This window comes from Arthrobacter rhizophilus (assembly GCF_026241105.1).
Taxonomy (GTDB): Bacteria; Actinomycetota; Actinomycetes; order Actinomycetales; family Micrococcaceae; genus Arthrobacter.
Map to the genome: position 1 here is coordinate 1 of NZ_JAPFFT010000001.1, position 18,226 is coordinate 18,226.

Consider the following 18,226-nt stretch of genomic DNA (forward strand, 5'->3'; position numbering starts at 1 on the left):
AAACCCCTGCCGAGTCACTTCGTGATTTACTGATAGCCAGCTGACCTCGGGTGTTGCATCGACCCCTGGAATTCGCCTCAGAGCGCCCTTTCGGCTCTTAAACACACCCCGGGGACGGCAAGCCCACGAAGATCCCGGTCACGGCCGCAGCTGAAGTCGTCGGCTCCTACCAAGAGTTGCAATCCTCCCGATGAGAAAGATAGACCTGCGGGACTGGGGATATTCCTCCACCTCCACACCGACATTCGCCCCCGATATCGCCGCCGAGCAGAAAACCGTTCTCGATATAATCCACTGCCCAAAATCACGCTCCAACCGAACGCGATAAGTCAGGCCAAATGATGAAGTGGTGGATTATACACTGCCGGTGACGCCGTCGAACATAGTCTTGATTGTTGTTCCCAGCGGTCCAACGGCCGCCAAGACAACGACGGCGATAAGGGCCACCATGATACCGTACTCCACCATCGTCGCCCCCTTTTCGGAATTGAGCCGATCCTTGACACCGGCAATGAATGAAACAACAGAGAGCATGAGAGTGGACATTGTAAAACCTTCCCCAGATAAGTGAATTTGTCTGCCAATTCCGGCCGCTCACATATCCCGTTGGGCGGTTCGGATTTCGATAGGACAAGAATTGCCCGTGGAAGGGTTAACAAACAACGCGTAGTGGTACTCGACTTTTCGCTTCTGGGCAGCGAGGACTACTCGCTCGTGGGGCGTGACTACTTGGTTTTCTGGCTAAGTACTACCCAAGCCGCGGGGCAGTAGTTGCTCGTGGGCTTGAGGGGGACCTTGCAGCCCGCTCACTACTCACCCTGTGAGTAGTACCACTCCAATTGCTGCGGCGAACATGGCTGGCCCGTGAGCCACTTCAGCGGGCTTGATTCCGCGGTTCAGTAGCAACAACAGCACCGTCATCACCCCACCCACCACGAACCCCAGCAGCCCCCCGTAGAACACCTGGGTCCAACCCAAGTAGCCCAAATACATTCCGAGTGGTGCCGCGAGCTTCACATCGCCCATTCCGAGGCCTCTCGGAGAAATTAATCCAAGAATCAAGTACCCAAGGAACAAAATGACTCCGCCGGCAGCCCCGCGCAGCAGCCCAGGCCAGTCCGGAAGCAGCGCGGCGGACGTAGTCAACAGGACCAAGCCGGCAGAAAGCAGCAACAACACCAACGGGTTCGGCAGCAAATGGTGCGCCACATCCAAGCGCGACAGCTGCACAGCCAATACCGCCAAGAGGAGATACGCGGGGAGCGTAGGGGACCAGCCGAACCGGAGCCCCAGGAGGGCAAACAACACCCCGGTGGCCACCGCCGTCGTGATCCGGACGAAGGGGGAGGGGAGTCCGCCGAGGCGCGGCAGGGACCGGGCTATCAGGAGTTCTGCCAGGGGGCTCGTGAGTAGCCCTAGGAGTCCGAGGGCAGCCACAAGCAAGGGCTGGGCGGCAGTTGCTGTCACGGCGTCTCCTAGGAGCTCAGGACGGGGTCTCAGTTGTTCACGCTGGTTACCAGCCTATTTTGACCCTGAAGCTCCTTGCCGCTATTGTTGATAGTCGTTGTGCGTGTCCTTTCTCGATGACACATGCCCGCTTGGGGATCCCGTTGCAGGATCGTTAACCCGACAGGCATATCGGGACTTCGGGATAACTGGTACATAGAGCCCTCACCTCTGCTCCGGTAACGCATACCTAGTAGGCACACGCTCCAAGCGTGCCGCCTAAAACATGAACGCCAGAACAAGAACGAGGCAAAACCGTGCGTACGTACACCCCGAAGCCCGGCGATATCAACCGCCAGTGGCACGTCATTGACGCCACCGATGTTGTCCTTGGTCGTCTTGCCAGCCAGACCGCAACACTGCTGCGCGGAAAGCACAAGCCGACCTTTGCGTCCCACATGGACATGGGCGACTTCGTCATCATCATCAACGCTGAGAAGGTTGCCCTGACTGGCGCCAAGCTGGAGCAGAAGCGCGCATACCGCCACTCCGGCTACCCGGGCGGCCTGACCTCCGTCAACTACGCGGAGCTGTTGGAATCCAACCCGGTCCGCGCAGTGGAGAAGGCCATCAAGGGCATGCTCCCGAAGAACTCCCTTGCTGCACAGCAGCTGGGCAAGCTGAAGGTCTACCGCGGTGCAGAGCACCCGCACGCCGCCCAGCAGCCCAAGACTTTCGAAATCACCCAGGTCGCCCAGTAGTCCTGGCCACCAACCAACTTTTAATCAAGGAGAATCGTGGCTCAGAACGAAGAACTGACCACCGAGGCCGTTGTGGCTGAGGAAAACCTGACCAGCTACACCTCGGAGAGCGGTCCTGCGGAAGCAGAAGCGCCGAAGAAGGAGCGCCCGGCACTGACTGTTGCCGGCGCCGCAGTTGGCCGTCGTAAAGAAGCCGTTGCACGTGTTCGCATCGTGCCCGGTACTGGCAAGTGGATCATCAACGGCCGCGAGCTGGCCAACTACTTCCCGAACAAGCTGCACCAGCAGGACGTCAACGAGCCCTTCAAGATCCTTGATCTTGACGGCGCCTACGATGTCTTCGCACGCATCCACGGTGGCGGCATTTCCGGTCAGGCCGGCGCACTGCGTCTCGGTATCGCCCGTTCACTGAACGAGATCGACACCGAGAACAACCGCGCCACGCTGAAGAAGGCCGGGTTCCTGCGTCGTGACGCCCGCGTCATCGAGCGTAAGAAGGCCGGTCTCAAGAAGGCACGCAAGGCTCAGCAGTACTCCAAGCGCTAGAGGCTCCACAAGCGCCAAAGCCGCTCTACGAAAGCCCGTTCCGCCATTTGGCGGGGCGGGTTTTTGTCGTACTTTGAACTATTGGGTGAGGCGGTAGAAGGACGCTCCGTCGATCATCTCGGGCTGGAAGCTGCTTTCGACCCAGCGCACGATCCGTGCCGATTCACCTCTCCCCTGAACTGTCAAAGGTGGAAGGTTCTGGATCACAAACGATCCGACATTACCTTGGCGGACCATCGTCTGGAATTGCTCCAGCGTCGGGAAAGGATCCGTGCCATCGAATCCACCTACGGCCAGCACTGCTTTGGAGCTATCCAGCTGGTAGTTGGCGGCCGTCTCAGAGCCAACAACGGCAACTGCCCATTTGAGGGACGGAGAGCTCGACTTGATCCGCCCAAGAACCCCTGGGGAGGGCACGTCGCCGAACATGACTGCAGTGAAGGTCAAGGGCGTCCCCGGCGGCAGCTGAGTTCGATCGGGATGATCTGATCGGATGCCCAAGGTGCTGGGCCCGGCGACAACTCCTGCGCCGACGTGCGGACTCAGTACCGTGTTTACCGACCAGATCGTGGGACCCAGCAAAATGGAGACTCCGATCAGGGAAAGGGGTATCGCTCGAAGTTGCTTTTTGACGGGTGGAAGCAACGCGACGGCGATTGCCAGCGCGCCTGCGACCAACAGTATTAGGGGCAACCAAGGGAATTCCGAGATGGACCGGGACGCGGAAACGTATCCCAGAATCAGGCAGAGAGCCAGAACGAGACCTGACACCAGACGGACTAATCCGCTTGCTAAGTGGCGCAGGAGGTAGGTTGCCGCAAAGGCGGCTAGACAACTAAGCGCCGGCACAGTTGAAATCGCGTAATAGGGATGGACGATGCCCGTCATCATGGCAAGGACCGTGGCCGAACAAACAAACCACGCAGCGCTCAGCCCTAAGAAGGAACGCTGCTCTGGCCTTCCGTGGCGTCGAATGAGAAACAGAATGGTGATGCCGACTCCCGCAATGGCAAGTGGCAGAAACCACCCGAACTGGGCCGAGAACTGCGGTTGCAGGAAACGTGTGATCCCTGGGTCAAGTTTTGTGTTTAACCCCGCAGCGGGACCTGACAGCGTGTGACTGGCATCCTCGCCAGTCAGCCGATCCAACCCGTTATATCCCAGCGTTAGCTCCCAGATGCTGTTGGATCGGGACCCGCCCACAAAGGGCCTTCGGGCAGGGTCGGCCGTCTGGGCAATCATGAACCACCAACCCGATGTCACGATCGCGGCGAGCAACCCGGCACCTAAATGGAGCACCCTGACATACACGGGGAACCGTGCGAAAAGAACGTACGCCAGTGCGATCGCGGGCAGGATAAGGGCGACCTGAAGCTGCTTCGTGAGGAACCCTGCACCGACAAGGGCGCCCGCAAGAAGCAGCCAGCGCAGCTTACCCCGGTCGATTGCTTCGAGTGTGGCGTAGGCGGCCCCAACCATCAGCAGAGTCAGCAGCGCGTCCGGGTTGTTGTACCTGAACATCACGGTGGCCACGGGGGTAACCGCGAAGAAAAGCCCCGCAAGCAGGCCAGTTGCTGGGTCGGTTCGTTTCGCTACCATCCGATAGAGCAAATAGACGCTGAGTACCCCCATCAGAGCCTGCGGCAGGAGGATGCTCCACGAGCTGAGTCCGAAAATCCGGACGGAGAGGGACATAACCCACAGTGAAAGCGGGGGCTTGTCCACGGTTATTGCATTGCCCGGGTCCGAGGAGCCGTAGAAGAATGCCGTCCAATCTTCCGAACCTGCCATAGCGGCAGCCGAGTAGTAAGAGTTTGCCCAGACGTTTCGGTCGAGTCCCCACATATAGAGGACTGACGTCAAGAACAAGAGGCCCAGAAGCGCTGGGCGCACCCACGCCGCATTCGCGGGATTCCCACGAAACCACTCCGGAATGACTCGGGACCGGCCTCCGATGAGGGTGCTTGGGCCCGTTTGTCCTGGAAGCCGGCTGGTTTTGTTGCTCAAATTGCCAGCTTGGTGGTGGCCGCGCTGCGGCGTTCATCTGACCGCCGAACCCGGAAGACCCAGATCCGGAGCAGGACAAAGCGAAGCAGAGTGGCGAGTACGTTTGCACAGGTCAGGACGATCAGCTCGGTTCTGGGTGCTGCGTCCGGTTGAACGGCATGTAGCAACAGTAGGGAAGATGAAGTAATCCCCCACGCGACCATGAACACCACTAGCCCTTGAAACTGTTGTGTGAAGAGCCGCTCTTGTCCGTGGATTCTGAACGTAAAGCGACGGTTGGCTGCTGTGTTGGCGATTGCCGTTAGCAACAGCGCCAGGAAGTTTCCCTGTTGTGCGCCAAAGGGTCCTTGGAATAGCAGATATAGCAAAGCAAAAGCGAGCGTAGAGAACGCGCCGACGATTCCGAAACGTACCACTTGGCCGAAGAAACTTGGACGCGTTGGCGCGGCGATCGGTCCTCGTCCCAGTTCCGCGTATATCGCCTCCAAAGGAATTCTTCCCCTCACCATGGAACTGGCAACGCGCACGAGGCCCCTGATATCGTCGACGGCCGTTTGGCGGATATCTACCCTGCTATCCGGATCGTCGATCCAGTCGACGGGAATTTCGTGGATACGAAGCCCTGCCCGCTCAGCCAAGATCAACAGCTCCGTGTCGAAGAACCAGCAGTTGTCCTTCACATAAGGAAGCAGTCGATGTGCGACCTCTGCCCTGACGGCCTTGAAACCACATTGGGCATCGGAGAACTGAACTTGCATGGTCCGTTTAAGAATCAGGTTGTAGCTCCGGGAGATGAATTCCCGTTTTGGACCCCTCACCACCCTGGAAGTACGCCCAAGCCTGGTGCCGATACTGACGTCTGAGTGTCCGGAAAGCAGGGGAGCGATGAGCGGGGGCAATGCAGCCAAGTCGGTCGACAGGTCGACGTCTACATAGGCGAGAACTCTTGCTTCAGAGGACGTCCAGGCGTCGCGGAGCGCGAAGCCGCGCCCTTTAGTCTCGAGGCGCCGATAACCAACATTTGGAACCTCATCAGCGAGCTTCCGCGCAATAGAACCTGTTGCGTCGGTGCTGGCATTATCGGCAATCGTGATTTTCCAGCTGTACAACAATTCTCGCGACAGATAGTCGGCAAGCCTGTGGATGCTTCTTTCGAGTATGGCGGACTCGTTGAAAACGGGGACAATTATTTCGAGCGCCAAGCCCCCAGAGCTAGGTGTCATGCGGTAATCGTAGATACTCGTTAAGGGTCATTACTAGAGTGGAGCGGAAAGCGCAAGTCAAGTAGCTGCACTCTTGCGGTCGCGCGGCTGAAGGGGTAAAAGCAGGGACTGCGGCACTCCTTCCCGCGGCCCCTGCGCCGTCGTGTAGATGCGCCGTCGTCTAGACTGGGACGCGATGGCTAGATTATTTGGAACAGATGGCGTGCGTGGTCTCGCCAATGGATTGCTCACCGCAGAGCTTGCTCTCCAGTTGGCACAAGCCGCTGCGGTGGTGTTGGGCCACGAGCGCTCGGCCAACGGAAAGCGGCCCCGCGCCGTCGTAGCCCGGGATCCGCGCGCCAGCGGGGAGTTTATCGCCGCAGCTGTGGAAGCCGGGCTTTCGAGCTCCGGGATCGACGTGTACGACGCCGGTGTGCTGCCCACGCCCGCAGCGGCCTACCTCATCGCCGACCTCGATGCCGACTTCGGCGTCATGATCTCCGCGTCGCACAATCCGGCGCCGGACAACGGGATTAAGTTCTTTGCCCGCGGCGGCCAGAAGCTCCCGGACGAGGTGGAGGACGCAATTGAGGCTCAGCTCGGCAGAGAACCTTCACGTCCGGTGGCTGGCGCCGTCGGCCGCATCCAGCGCTTCTCGGACGCCGAGGACCGCTACATCGTCCACTTGCTCGGTACGCTCCCGCACCGCCTTGAGGGCCTTAAAGTCGTCTTGGACTGTGCCCACGGTGCGGCCAGCGGCTGTTCCCCGCAGGTCTTCGCTAGCGCTGGCGCCGAAGTTGTGGTGATTGGTGCGGAACCCGATGGCTTGAACATCAACGACGGCGTCGGTTCCACGCACCTTGGCAAGCTCAAGGAAGCAGTCGTCACGCACGGTGCGGACTTCGGCATCGCCCACGACGGCGACGCCGACCGCTGCCTGGCCGTGGATCACGAAGGCAACGAGGTAGACGGCGACCAGATCATGGCGATCCTGGCCGTCGCGCTGAAAGAGTCCGGAAAGCTCAAGGACGACGTCCTGGTGGCCACGGTGATGAGCAACCTCGGGCTCAAGATCGCATTGCGTGATGCTGGAATCACCATCCGCGAGACTGCGGTAGGGGACCGCTACGTCCTGGAGGAAATGCGCGACGGCGGCTTCAGCCTTGGTGGGGAGCAGTCGGGCCACGTGATCTTCTCCGACTACGCCACCACCGGCGACGGCGTCCTGACCGGTCTGCAGATTGCCGCCCAGGTTGCCGGCACCGGCCGTACCCTCCAAGACCTCGCCCGGGTTATGACCAAGCTGCCGCAGCTCATGATCAACGTGAAGGGCGTGGACAAGTCCCGGGCGGCTACGGACGAGGGTGTAGCCGCCGCGGTGGCTGCCGCCGAGCTCGAACTTGGCGATACCGGCCGGGTGCTCCTGCGCCCATCGGGCACCGAAGCGCTGGTCCGTGTGATGGTCGAGGCCGCAGACATGGAAACCGCAACCCGCATATGCACTGAACTCGCCGGGGTCGTCGAAGACCGCCTCACGATTCCGCGCGAACTGGCTCTTTAGTCCCGAGCGCAGCAAAGACCGAAACAACTGTGGCCCGTCTCCGCGAGGAGTCGGGCCACAGTTGTTTCAAGTGCTTGCCGATGGACTCTGTTGATGGTTAGTCAACCGCTACAGGTAGCCCGGTGCCGCTTCCAGGCCGAAATATTCCTCGAGGGTGCCGATCCCACGATTGGCCATATCTGTCGCGGCCTCAATCCCGACGAAGCGCAAGTGCCAGGGCTCGTAGTAGTAACCCGTGATTTCATGGAGCATCCATGGGTACCTGACAACAAATCCATATTTGAATGCGTTGGCCTTGGCCCAAATAGCGGCTGGCTGCTCCGCGAAGCAAGGCTGGAAGCTGCACGCCCCGCCGCCGTCGCCGATATCGAACGCCCAACCGGTCTGGTGTTCCGAGAACCCGGGACGGGCGGAAGCCGTGTCTGCTGAAGCCTGGCCGCGCGAGCTCATATAGCCGTTGTACGTCACGGTTTGCGTTTGGAAGGAGCGGTAGCCGGAGGCCAAAGTCATGGTCACGCCTGCCGAGGCGGCTCCGGCGAAGAGCTTTTCTGCCGCTGCGGCAGTTGTGCTGTTGAGCAACGCGGCTTCTCCGCTTACCGCGAGCTGGACATGAGGCTGTACGAGATCAGGGGGGACGAACTGCAGGGGAGTCAACGGGCGGTGCTTGTTGACGATGACCCACTGGCTCGCAGGGTCGCTCAGGGAATACTTTTTGGATAGAGCCCCAGACGGCGGCGCCTTGGAGGGTGGTGCGCCCGACGGCGGTGCTTCGCTCGCCGCCGGGGACGGGACCGCCGTCGTGGTCGCCACTGACGGCGTCGCCGTTGCTGTTTGGGAACCTGAAGGGGACGGGGCCGCAGCAGGTGAAGCGACCTGGCTACCTGGGGTGCAGGCAGCCAAAGCCGTCATTCCCATGCCTGCCGCCAGAAGGGCTGTGAAGGATCTTCGGCTGGGGCCGCAGTTGTGGCACATCCGTGCTAGACCTTTCGGAGCAGCATGCGGCGGATGGAATGATCGGCATCCTTGGTGAGGACAAGTTGCGCCCGGCCGCGGGTAGGGAGCACGTTTTCCTCAAGGTTGGGCTCGTTGATGCGTTTCCAAATGCCGTGGGCAGTGGCTTCCGCCTCGGCATCGGAGAGCGTCGCATAACGGTGGAAATAGGATTCGGGCTGGGCGAAGGCCGTGCTCCGAAGCTTCCGGAAACGGTCCACGTACCAGTCTTCGATATACGAAGTCTTGGCGTCAACGTAAATGGAGAAATCAAAGAAGTCGCTCAGCGCCAGTCCCTGCCGGCCGTCCTGACGGGGGCGGGCAGGCGCCAACACGTTGAGGCCCTCGACAATGAGGACATCAGGCCGCCGGACCACTACTTCCTTGTCCGGGACGATGTCGTAGGTGACGTGCGAATACCAGGGAGCCCGGACCTCTTCGGCGCCGCCCTTGATCGCACTCACGAAACGAAGCAGTGCCCGGCGATCGTAGGACTCTGGAAAGCCCTTGCGCTCAAGCAAATGCCGTCGCTTCAATTCGGCCAGCGGATACAGGAATCCGTCGGTGGTGATCAATTCGACGTTCGGTGTGCCTGGCCAACGGCGGAGCATTTCCCGCAGCACGCGGGCAATCGTGGACTTACCGACCGCCACGGAACCCGCGACGCCGATCACGAAGGGCGTGCGCTGGGTTTGCTCACCAAGGAACGTCGTCGTGGCTGCATGGAGCTGCTGGGATGCTTGGACGTAGAGATGCAGCAAACGGGAGAGCGGAAGGTAGACTTCGCGGATTTCCTTCATGTCCAGGGGATCGCCGAGGCCACGAAGCCGGATGATGTCCTCTTCGTTAAGCGGCTGCTCCATCTGTGCACCCAGCCGGGACCACGTCTGCCTGTCCAGCTCCACGAACGGAGAGGAGCTGTCGCCGTTCGCTTCGTTGCGTTGCAAAGTCACCATAGAGATTCTGCCCCCCCACTTGGCTGATCCGGAAATGCAGCATGAACGGAGGGAAGAATTTGTGTGAGCATGCTCTCCGGAGAGGACGCTGGATCCGGCAGTTTCCGGCGGTCTGCTTGCTTGTAGGGCCGGATATCCTACGTCCATTTCGCGGGGCACCCGCTACTCTTGTAGGCATGTGTGGAATCGTAGGATACGTTGGCAATTCATCCCGTCGGGCAGATGCCGGGCACTCGGCTCTCGACGTCGTACTCGAAGGACTTCGTCGTCTTGAGTACCGGGGCTATGACTCAGCCGGCGTCGCCGTGGTGGCCGATGGAACCATCGCATTCCGGAAGAAGTCCGGAAAACTCAGCAATCTGTTGAGCGAACTCGACGACAATCCGCTCCCCAGCTCGCTGACCGGCATCGGCCACACCCGCTGGGCCACTCACGGTGGACCCACCGACCAGAACGCCCACCCGCATCTGGCCGACGGCGGACGCTTGGCCATGATCCACAACGGAATCATCGAAAACTTCGCCGAGCTCAAGCAGGAGCTCATCGCCAAGGGCGTCACCTTCGCGTCGGAAACTGACACCGAGGTCGCGGCAGCCTTGCTGGGCGATATCTTCCGCAACCAGCTCAACGGGGACTCGTCCAACGGCAAGCTCACCAAAGCGATGCAGCTTGCCTGCCAGCGGCTCGAAGGAGCGTTCACGCTCCTCGCCGTGCACGCTGAGCGGCCCGACGTCGTTGTGGCGGCTCGCCGCAACTCCCCCCTTGTCGTAGGACTCGGTGAAGGGGAGAACTTCCTCGGCTCGGACGTTTCCGGCTTCATCGACCACACTCGCCGCGCCGTCGAGCTCGGCCAGGACCAGATCGTCACCATCACGGCGGACTCCGTGGAGATCACCGACTTTTTCGGCGCTCCCGCCCAGGGCAAGGAATACCACGTGGACTGGGATCCGGCCTCTGCGGAAAAGGGCGGCTTCAGCTCCTTCATGGAGAAGGAAATCCACGACCAACCGGACGCCGTCACCCAGACCCTCCTCGGCCGCTCGGATATCAACGGCAAGCTGACCTTGAGCGAAGTCCGGATCGACCCCGAGTTGCTGAAGCAGGTCAACAAGATCATTGTCCTGGCTTGTGGCACGGCCGCATATGCCGGGATGGTTGCCAAATACGCCATTGAGAACTGGTGCCGTATCCCCACCGAAGTAGAGCTCGCGCATGAGTTCCGCTACCGCGACCCGATCGTTGACGCCAACACCCTGGTGGTGTCCATCAGCCAGTCCGGTGAAACCATGGACACCCTGATGGCCGTCCGTTACGCCCGCGAGCAGGGCGCCAAGACGATCTCGATCTGCAACACCAACGGATCCACGATCCCACGCGAATCGGATGCGGTGCTTTACACGCACGCCGGGCCGGAGATCGCCGTCGCCTCGACCAAGGCTTTCCTCGCCCAGATCACGGCTGCCTACCTGCTGGGCCTCTACTTGGCCCAGTTGCGCGGAAACATCTTCTCAGGCCAGATCAAGGACGTATTGGCGGACCTTGGCAAAATACCCGCCCACATCCAGAAGATTCTCGACAACGCGGGCCCTATCCGCGAGCTCGCCCGCAGCATGAAGGATGAGAAGTCGGTACTGTTCCTGGGCCGCCACGTGGGCTTCCCGGTGGCGCTCGAGGGCGCTTTGAAGCTCAAGGAAATCGCGTACATCCACGCCGAGGGCTTCGCTGCCGGCGAGCTCAAGCACGGCCCGATCGCGCTCATCGACGAAGGACAGCCCGTCTTCGTGGTGGTCCCATCGCCGCGCGGCCGCGACTCCCTCCACGCGAAGGTGGTCAGCAACATCCAGGAAATCCGTGCCCGCGGTGCGCGCACCTTGGTGATCGCAGAAGAAGGCGACGAAGCGGTGCGGGCCTACGCTGAGCACGTCTTCTATGTCCCGCAGACGCCACCTCTCCTGATGCCGCTGCTCACCACCGTTCCGCTGCAGATTTTCGCGGCAGAACTGGCCAAGGCCAAGGGGTACGACGTGGACCAGCCTCGTAACCTTGCCAAGAGCGTGACCGTAGAATAACCCCATGATTGTTGGCATAGGGGTAGACGTCGTAGACATTGAGCGCTTTGGGCGCCAGCTGGAGCGAACTCCCGGGCTCCGGGACCGTTTGTTCGTTCCCGCGGAACGCGAGCTCAACACGCGCTCTTTGGCGGCGCGCTTCGCGGCCAAGGAGGCTGTGGCCAAGGTGTTGGGGGCTCCGGCGGGCATGAACTGGCAAGACTGCTGGATCGGCCTTGACCAGAACGGCCCCACTATCAAGGTCAAAGGCACCGTGCTGGCAGTCGCGGATTCCAAAGGCGTGAAGCGCTGGCACGTATCCATGAGCCACGATGGCGGCATCGCCACCGCCATGGTCATCGCCGAAGCTTAACAACCCAAGCAACATGATCAGCGCCTTCACCGGAACACAGATCAGGGCAGCGGAACAACCGCTTCTTGATATCGGTGAAGGCGCTGTTCTCATGCAGCGCGCGGCCCATGGCCTGGCAAACGCCGTCGTCCGCGAATTCCGTTCGGAGGGCCGCCGCGTCTACGGCTCCAGCGTCACGGTACTGGCGGGCAAGGGCAACAACGGCGGGGACGGTCTCTTCGCCGCAGCAATGCTTGCTCGCCGTGGCATGCGCACGACGGCGGTGCTCACCGCCGGTTTTGCCCATCCGGACGCTATGGCGGCCTTTAGGGCGTCCGGTGGACGCGTCCACGTCCTGAACGGGGACAATGCCGAAGAGCTAGCGGTGCTAAGTGCCAGCGCCGACGTGGTCATAGATGCCATCCTGGGCACGGGCGCCCGGGGAGGCCTCAGCGGTCCGGCCGCGGAATTGATTGCTGCCTTGCAGGAGCTAAAACCGGACTTGGTCGTGGCTTGCGATACTCCCAGCGGCGTGGACGCGGACACGGGCGAAGTCCACTGGCCTGTGCTGACGGCGCGGATGACGGTGGTATTCGGGGGAGTCATGGCTGGATTGATGGCCGATCCCGGTGAGGGGTATGCCGGCCGCGTACTCCTGGTACCCATCGGCATCGAGGATCATCTTCCCGCACCCCTCCTACGCCGCTTGTCTGTCCGTGACTTGGCTGCCGTCCTGCCAGAACCCGTGCGCCGGGCTCAGAAGTACACCAGGGGAGTCGTCGGCGTCGTCGCCGGTTCCGAGCGCTACACGGGCGCTGCAGCCCTCTCTGTCGAGGCCGCGGCGGCGTCCGGCGCGGGAATGGTGCGGTACCTGGGACCGGAAGTCGTGGCGAGGCATGTACTGGGTCGCACTCCCGAGGCTATTTGGGAGCCGGCCGAACCCGGACGGGTCCAGGCATGGCTGCTCGGTCCCGGCCTGGTCGGAGCCGAACAACTCAAGCGGGCCCGTGACGTACTGGCCGCAGCGTCCGGCGCCGGCCAGCCTGCCGTCGTCGACGCCGGAGCGCTGGGGCTCCTGCCGGAACGCTGCCCGCCCAACTGGATCCTGACTCCGCACGCGGGGGAGCTGGCCAACCTGCTTGGCCGCGGCGAAGTACGCTTCACGCGCGAGGATGTGGAGTCCCGGCCACTGCATTTCGTCCGGATGGCCGCGGAACACACGGGGGCGGTTGTCCTCCTCAAAGGTGCCACAACACTGGTTGCGTCCCCTTCGGGAGGGGTGTTCAGTCAATCCGAGGGATGCCCTTGGATGTCGACGGCGGGAAGCGGGGACGTCCTCGGCGGGATCCTTGGTGCCCTGGCTGCCGCCTTTGCGGAATCAGGGTTGGACGACGACGGCCCCTTCGCTGCGCTGGGAATCGCCACCGATGAGAGATGGGCGGCGGTCGCGGCCGCGGCTGCAAGCATCCACGGAATGGCAGGCAGCACCGCCTCCGCTGGAGGACCCCTGACTGCCTCCGACATCGCTCGGGCGGTCCCCGATGTCTTGCGAATCCTCCAGGAATATCGCGCCGGATAATTCCGGATGTTCGTTGAATGTCGCCCAACATAGCTAGGCTGGCAACAAGTTATCCGGCACGTGAAGGAGAACACATGGACGTTTGGCCAGGATCCGCATACCCGTTGGGGGCCACCTTTGATGGCACGGGAACCAACTTCGCGCTGTTTAGCGAGAAGGCCGAAAAGGTGGAATTGTGTCTCTTTGACGACGACGGGGACGAAATCAGCTACACCGTCAACGAGGTGGACGGTTATGTATGGCATTGCTACCTGCCGCAGGTCCAGCCCGGGCAGAAGTACGGATACCGTGTGCACGGCCCGTATGACCCTGCCGCCGGCCAGCGCTTCAACCCCAACAAGCTCCTCCTGGACCCTTACGCCAAGGCCATCCACCGGCAGATCGACTGGGACCCGGCGCTTTTCTCGTACAACATGGGGGATCCGGACTCCCGAAACGACAAGGACTCCGCGCCCCACATGATGATGGGCGTCGTCATCAATCCTTTCTTCGACTGGGCGGGTGACCAGCAGCTCCGCATTCCGTACCACCGCTCGGTGATTTACGAAGCGCACGTCAAGGGGCTGACGCAGCTCCACCCGGAGGTTCCGGAGGAACAACGCGGTACTTATGCCGGCGTCGCACACCCTGCCGTGATTTCCCACCTGCAAAAGCTCGGCGTCACAGCCATCGAGCTCATGCCCGTCCACCAGTTCACCAACGACGGCATCCTGCAGGACAAGGGGCTGAACAACTACTGGGGCTACAACACCATCGGGTTCTTCGCGCCGCACAACAGCTACAGCTCCAAGGGTGATACCGGCCAGCAAGTCCAGGACTTCAAAGCGATGGTCAGGGCGTTGCACACGGCAGGCATCGAGGTCATTCTCGACGTCGTGTACAACCACACCGCCGAGGGCAACCACCTCGGCCCCACACTGTCCTTCAAGGGCATCGACAACGCCGCCTATTACCGTCTGATGGATGGCGACGAGAAGCACTACATGGATTACACGGGCACCGGTAACTCGTTGAACGTACGCAGCCCCCATTCCCTTCAGCTGCTCATGGATTCCTTGCGCTACTGGGTCACCGAAATGCACGTTGACGGTTTCCGCTTCGACCTCGCCTCAACGTTGGCGCGCGAGTTCTACGACGTGGACAAGCTGTCGACATTCTTCGAACTCATCCAGCAGGACCCTGTCGTCTCCCAGGTCAAGCTGATAGCCGAACCGTGGGACGTGGGCCCGGGCGGTTACCAAGTAGGCAACTTCCCGCCGCAGTGGACGGAATGGAATGGTCAGTACCGTGACACTGTCCGTGATTTTTGGCGGGGCGAGCCCTCCACACTGGGCGAGTTTGCCTCACGGCTGACCGGATCGGCGGACCTCTACGAGCACTCCGGCCGCCGCCCGGTGGCTTCCATCAACTTCGTCACGGCCCACGATGGTTTCACCCTGGCTGACCTGGTCTCCTACAACGAGAAGCACAACGAGGCCAATGGCGAGGGCAACAACGACGGCGAATCCCACAACCGCTCCTGGAACTGCGGTGTCGAAGGCCCCACGGAGGATCCCGTCGTCCTCGGTCTCCGTGCCCGCCAGCAGCGAAACTTCATCGCCTCCATGCTCCTTTCCCAAGGTGTCCCCATGCTGTTGCACGGTGACGAGCTCGGCAGGACACAGCGGGGCAACAACAACGGCTACTGCCAGGACTCGGAACTGACCTGGATCAATTGGGATAGCGTGGACCAGCCCCTGGTCGAGTTCACGGCAGCCGTCAGCGCACTGCGCGCCAAGCACCCCACGTTCAGGCGCAGCCGCTTCTTCGACGGGCGCCCCGTCCTGCGGGGCGAGGGCGAGCGGCTCCCGGACATCGTTTGGCTCGATGTCGACGGAACCACCATGACGCCGTCGGACTGGGACAGCGGCTTCGGCCGCTCGGTGGGCGTGTTCCTCAACGGGGATGGCATCCGCGGCAGGGACAACCAGGGGCGGCGTATCACTGACGTCAACTTCCTGCTCTACTTCAACGCCCACGACGACGAAGTGGGCTTCAAGGTGCCCTCTGACGAATACGCTCCAGCCTGGGACATCATCATCGACACCGCCGGTGGCGGAGCGGACACTGAACCCATGCCCGCGGAATCGGTCCTCACTGTGGGGGCCAAGTCGCTCGTCGTCTTGCGGGCCCACAGCATCCCTGACACCGATCCGGACCACTCCGTCGCTGCCTCGCTAGCCGCGTTGTCCCAGACAACAACCTCTGAAACGGCATCCCTGACTGCGCCGGCCACGCTGACGCCAGTCGCGTCGGCGCCGAACAGGGCTCCGCTCCGGTCAGTGCCGGACCCGAAGCCTGACGCTGAAACCAAGGCTGCCGCTGCGCCGAAGAAGCCCAGAAAGCCACGCGCCCCCAAGAATGGGGGATCATGAGGACGCCGGTCTCAACGTACCGGCTCCAGATCCGGCCTTCGTTCACGCTCCACGACGCCGCGGCCCTCACGGGTTATTTGCGCGACCTCGGGGTTGACTGGGTGTACTTGTCGCCGATCTTGACTGCGGAGGAGGGCTCGGACCACGGTTACGACGTCACGGACCCCTCCACGGTCGATGCGTCGCGGGGCGGTGCCGAAGGGCTCGCCGCGCTTTCCAAGGCCGCGCGGGAGGCCGGTCTCGGGGTATTGGTGGACATCGTTCCCAACCACATGGGCGTTGCGTCGCCTCCGCAAAACGCCTGGTGGTGGTCGCTTCTCAAAGAGGGCAAGGCCTCCCGCTATGCCGAAGCGTTCGACGTCGATTGGGACTTCGGGGGCGGCAAGCTGCGGCTACCGGTCCTCGGCAGCGATGACGACCTCGACAAGCTGGAACTGGTCGACGGCGAATTGCGCTACTTCGATCACCGCTTCCCGCTAGCCGAGGGTAGCTACGTCGTAGGTGAGGACGCCCGCGATGTCCATGCACGGCAACACTACGAACTGGTCGATTGGCGCCGGGCCGACGCCGAACTGAATTACCGCCGATTCTTCGCGGTCAACACTCTGGCCGGGATCCGCGTCGAAGTCCCATGGGTCTTCGAGGAAGCCCATGCAGAGGTCTCCCGCTGGTTCCGGGACGGGCTCGCGGACGGGCTGAGGATCGATCATCCGGACGGGCTCGCGGACCCTTCCGGCTACTTGGCGCGCCTGAAGGAAACTACCGGCGGCTCGTACGTGCTTGTCGAGAAGATCCTGGAGCCGGGGGAGGAGCTTCCGGAGAATTTCGACTGCGAGGGGACCACAGGCTACGACGCGCTCGCCGACGTCGACCGCCTTTTCGTTGATCCCGACGCCGAAGTGCGGCTGGATGCCTTGGACGCCAGGCTGCGGGGCACCGAAACGCCGGCCGACTACCAAGCCATGATCCACGGCACCAAGCGGCGTATCACGGACGGCATCCTGCGCTCGGAAATCCTGCGCTTGGCACGGCTCGTCCCTAAGTCTTCGGAACTGCCCAATCCAAGGGTGGCCGATCCAGAGGTGGCGGACGCGCTGGCTGAAACCATTGCCTCCTTTCCGGTCTACCGAAGCTATCTCCCCTACGGCAAAGACATCCTGGTGGAGGCCGTTGAGAGTGCCGCCCGGACCAGGCCGGAGCTGGAACACGTGTTGGAGCGGCTGCTTCCCCTGCTGCTCGACGCCACCAGTGAGTTGGGCCGCCGCTTCCAACAGACCTCAGGCATGGTCATGGCCAAGGGCGTGGAAGACACCGCGTTCTTCCGCTACACGCGTCTTGGCACTCTGACCGAAGTGGGAGCGGACCCGACCGAATTCGCCCTGTCCCCGGCTGGATTCCACGAGCGCATGATGCACCGCCAGGCGCACATGCCGCTGTCCATGACAACCCTGACCACGCACGACACCAAGCGCAGCGAAGACACCCGGGCGAGGATCTCCGCCATCTCGGAGGCAGTCCCCGAGTGGGAAGCATTCGTGGACCGGATGCAGAAGGTAGCTCCGATTCCCGATGGGCCACTCGCGGCTCTGGTGTGGCAGGCAATTGCGGGTGCTTGGCCGGCAAGCCGCGAACGCCTCCAGGGCTACGTCGTCAAGGCGGCACGCGAGGCCGGCAATTCCACCAGTTGGACGGATCCGGACGAAGGGTTCGAAGCGAAGGTGGCCTCCGCCGTGGACGCCGTCTTCGATGTGCCGGACGTAACAGCTGCGCTGGAGAGATTCGTCGCCCTTTTGGACCCCTACGGAGCGTCCAACTCGCTGTCAGCAAAAACTGTTCAGTTGACTATGCCGGGCGTTCCGGACGTCTACCAGGGAACTGAGTTTTGGGACCGTTCACTCACCGATCCGGACAACCGGCGCCCGGTGGACTTCGAACGGCGGAGGGCCGCGCTCGCTGCCCTCGACGCCGGTGCCCAGACGGAAGCGCGGGACGAGTTGGCCAAGTTGTTGCTGACGTCGCGCGCGCTGCGCCTGCGTCGCGACAGGCCAGAGCTCTTCAGCGGATACAGCCCCGTCTACGCCGGGGGACCCGCGGCCGACCACTTGCTCGCCTTTGACCGCGGAGCGGCCGGCGCAGGTGGTGCCATCACGTTGGCCACTCGGCTCCCACGGAAGCTTGAACTCAACGGCGGGTGGCAAGACACCTTCATCCGCCTCGGGAGCGCGGTCCAGGACGAGCTCACGGGCAACAGTTACCCAGCGGGCGAAGTACCGCTCGCAAGGCTGCTACAGAGATACCCGGTGGCCCTGCTCGTGCCGATTACCTAGCCAGAGCACCAACGACCGTGGGCAACCGAAGCCCGGA

At 62.1% G+C, this 18,226-nt stretch carries 14 protein-coding genes; 8 read left to right on the plus strand and 6 right to left on the minus strand.

Going from position 1 to position 18,226, the window contains the following annotated elements; translation table 11 throughout:
• Window positions 1–354 precede the first annotated feature (354 nt).
• Complete coding sequence (locus OOZ51_RS00005; RefSeq protein WP_265976841.1) at window positions 355–546, minus strand: Flp family type IVb pilin; 192 nt, start codon at window positions 544–546, stop codon at window positions 355–357.
• A 267-nt stretch (window positions 547–813) separates the two neighbouring features.
• Window positions 814–1,467, minus strand: coding sequence for a prepilin peptidase (locus tag OOZ51_RS00010; protein WP_265976842.1), 654 nt, complete (start codon window positions 1,465–1,467; stop codon window positions 814–816).
• A 296-nt stretch (window positions 1,468–1,763) separates the two neighbouring features.
• Between OOZ51_RS00010 and rplM the strand changes: the two genes are divergently transcribed.
• Window positions 1,764–2,207, plus strand: a complete 444-nt coding sequence (gene rplM, locus OOZ51_RS00015; protein WP_024817563.1) for a 50S ribosomal protein L13 — start codon at window positions 1,764–1,766, stop codon at window positions 2,205–2,207.
• A gap of 36 nt (window positions 2,208–2,243) precedes the next feature.
• Window positions 2,244–2,753, plus strand: coding sequence for a 30S ribosomal protein S9 (gene rpsI, locus OOZ51_RS00020; protein ID WP_234749102.1), 510 nt, complete (start codon window positions 2,244–2,246; stop codon window positions 2,751–2,753).
• A 78-nt stretch (window positions 2,754–2,831) separates the two neighbouring features.
• Here the strand turns inward: rpsI and OOZ51_RS00025 are convergent, their stop codons facing one another.
• Window positions 2,832–4,646 (minus strand): glycosyltransferase family 39 protein, encoded by a 1,815-nt coding sequence (locus OOZ51_RS00025; RefSeq protein WP_265976843.1) that lies wholly within the window; start codon window positions 4,644–4,646, stop codon window positions 2,832–2,834.
• A 110-nt stretch (window positions 4,647–4,756) separates the two neighbouring features.
• Window positions 4,757–5,962, minus strand: a complete 1,206-nt coding sequence (locus OOZ51_RS00030; protein WP_323054642.1) for a bifunctional glycosyltransferase family 2/GtrA family protein — start codon at window positions 5,960–5,962, stop codon at window positions 4,757–4,759.
• A 196-nt stretch (window positions 5,963–6,158) separates the two neighbouring features.
• On the opposite strand from OOZ51_RS00030, the gene glmM reads away from it, so the two are divergent.
• Window positions 6,159–7,523: a phosphoglucosamine mutase gene (glmM, locus tag OOZ51_RS00035; protein WP_265976845.1), complete on the plus strand. Its 1,365-nt coding sequence runs from the start codon at window positions 6,159–6,161 to the stop codon at window positions 7,521–7,523.
• Window positions 7,524–7,631: 108 nt separating this feature from the next.
• Here glmM and OOZ51_RS00040 read toward each other — a convergent pair whose 3' ends face one another.
• Complete coding sequence (locus OOZ51_RS00040; RefSeq protein ID WP_265976846.1) at window positions 7,632–8,495, minus strand: M15 family metallopeptidase; 864 nt, start codon at window positions 8,493–8,495, stop codon at window positions 7,632–7,634.
• A gap of 5 nt (window positions 8,496–8,500) precedes the next feature.
• A complete protein-coding gene (gene coaA / locus OOZ51_RS00045; protein WP_265976847.1) occupies window positions 8,501–9,469 on the minus strand; it encodes a type I pantothenate kinase in 969 nt (322 codons plus the stop codon).
• A gap of 176 nt (window positions 9,470–9,645) precedes the next feature.
• Here coaA and glmS point away from each other — a divergent pair, with 176 nt between their 5' ends.
• The 5 genes from glmS to treY all read left to right on the plus strand — a co-directional run bounded on the left by glmS (window position 9,646) and on the right by treY (window position 18,189).
• Entirely contained in the window at window positions 9,646–11,538 is a 1,893-nt protein-coding gene (gene glmS / locus OOZ51_RS00050) for a glutamine--fructose-6-phosphate transaminase (isomerizing) (RefSeq protein ID WP_265976848.1), read from the plus strand.
• Between the two features lie 4 nt (window positions 11,539–11,542).
• On the plus strand, window positions 11,543–11,890 hold the full coding sequence (locus OOZ51_RS00055) for a holo-ACP synthase (protein ID WP_265976849.1): 348 nt from the start codon (window positions 11,543–11,545) through the stop codon (window positions 11,888–11,890).
• Between the two features lie 13 nt (window positions 11,891–11,903).
• The gene (locus OOZ51_RS00060; protein WP_265976850.1) at window positions 11,904–13,448 is read left to right on the plus strand and encodes an NAD(P)H-hydrate epimerase; all 1,545 of its coding nucleotides are present in this window, start codon (window positions 11,904–11,906) and stop codon (window positions 13,446–13,448) included.
• A 74-nt stretch (window positions 13,449–13,522) separates the two neighbouring features.
• The gene (gene glgX, locus OOZ51_RS00065) at window positions 13,523–15,862 is read left to right on the plus strand and encodes a glycogen debranching protein GlgX (RefSeq protein ID WP_265976851.1); all 2,340 of its coding nucleotides are present in this window, start codon (window positions 13,523–13,525) and stop codon (window positions 15,860–15,862) included.
• Complete coding sequence (gene treY, locus OOZ51_RS00070) at window positions 15,859–18,189, plus strand: malto-oligosyltrehalose synthase (protein ID WP_265976852.1); 2,331 nt, start codon at window positions 15,859–15,861, stop codon at window positions 18,187–18,189. The genes glgX and treY overlap by 4 nt, the downstream gene beginning before the upstream one ends.
• Window positions 18,190–18,226: the final 37 nt, after the last annotated feature.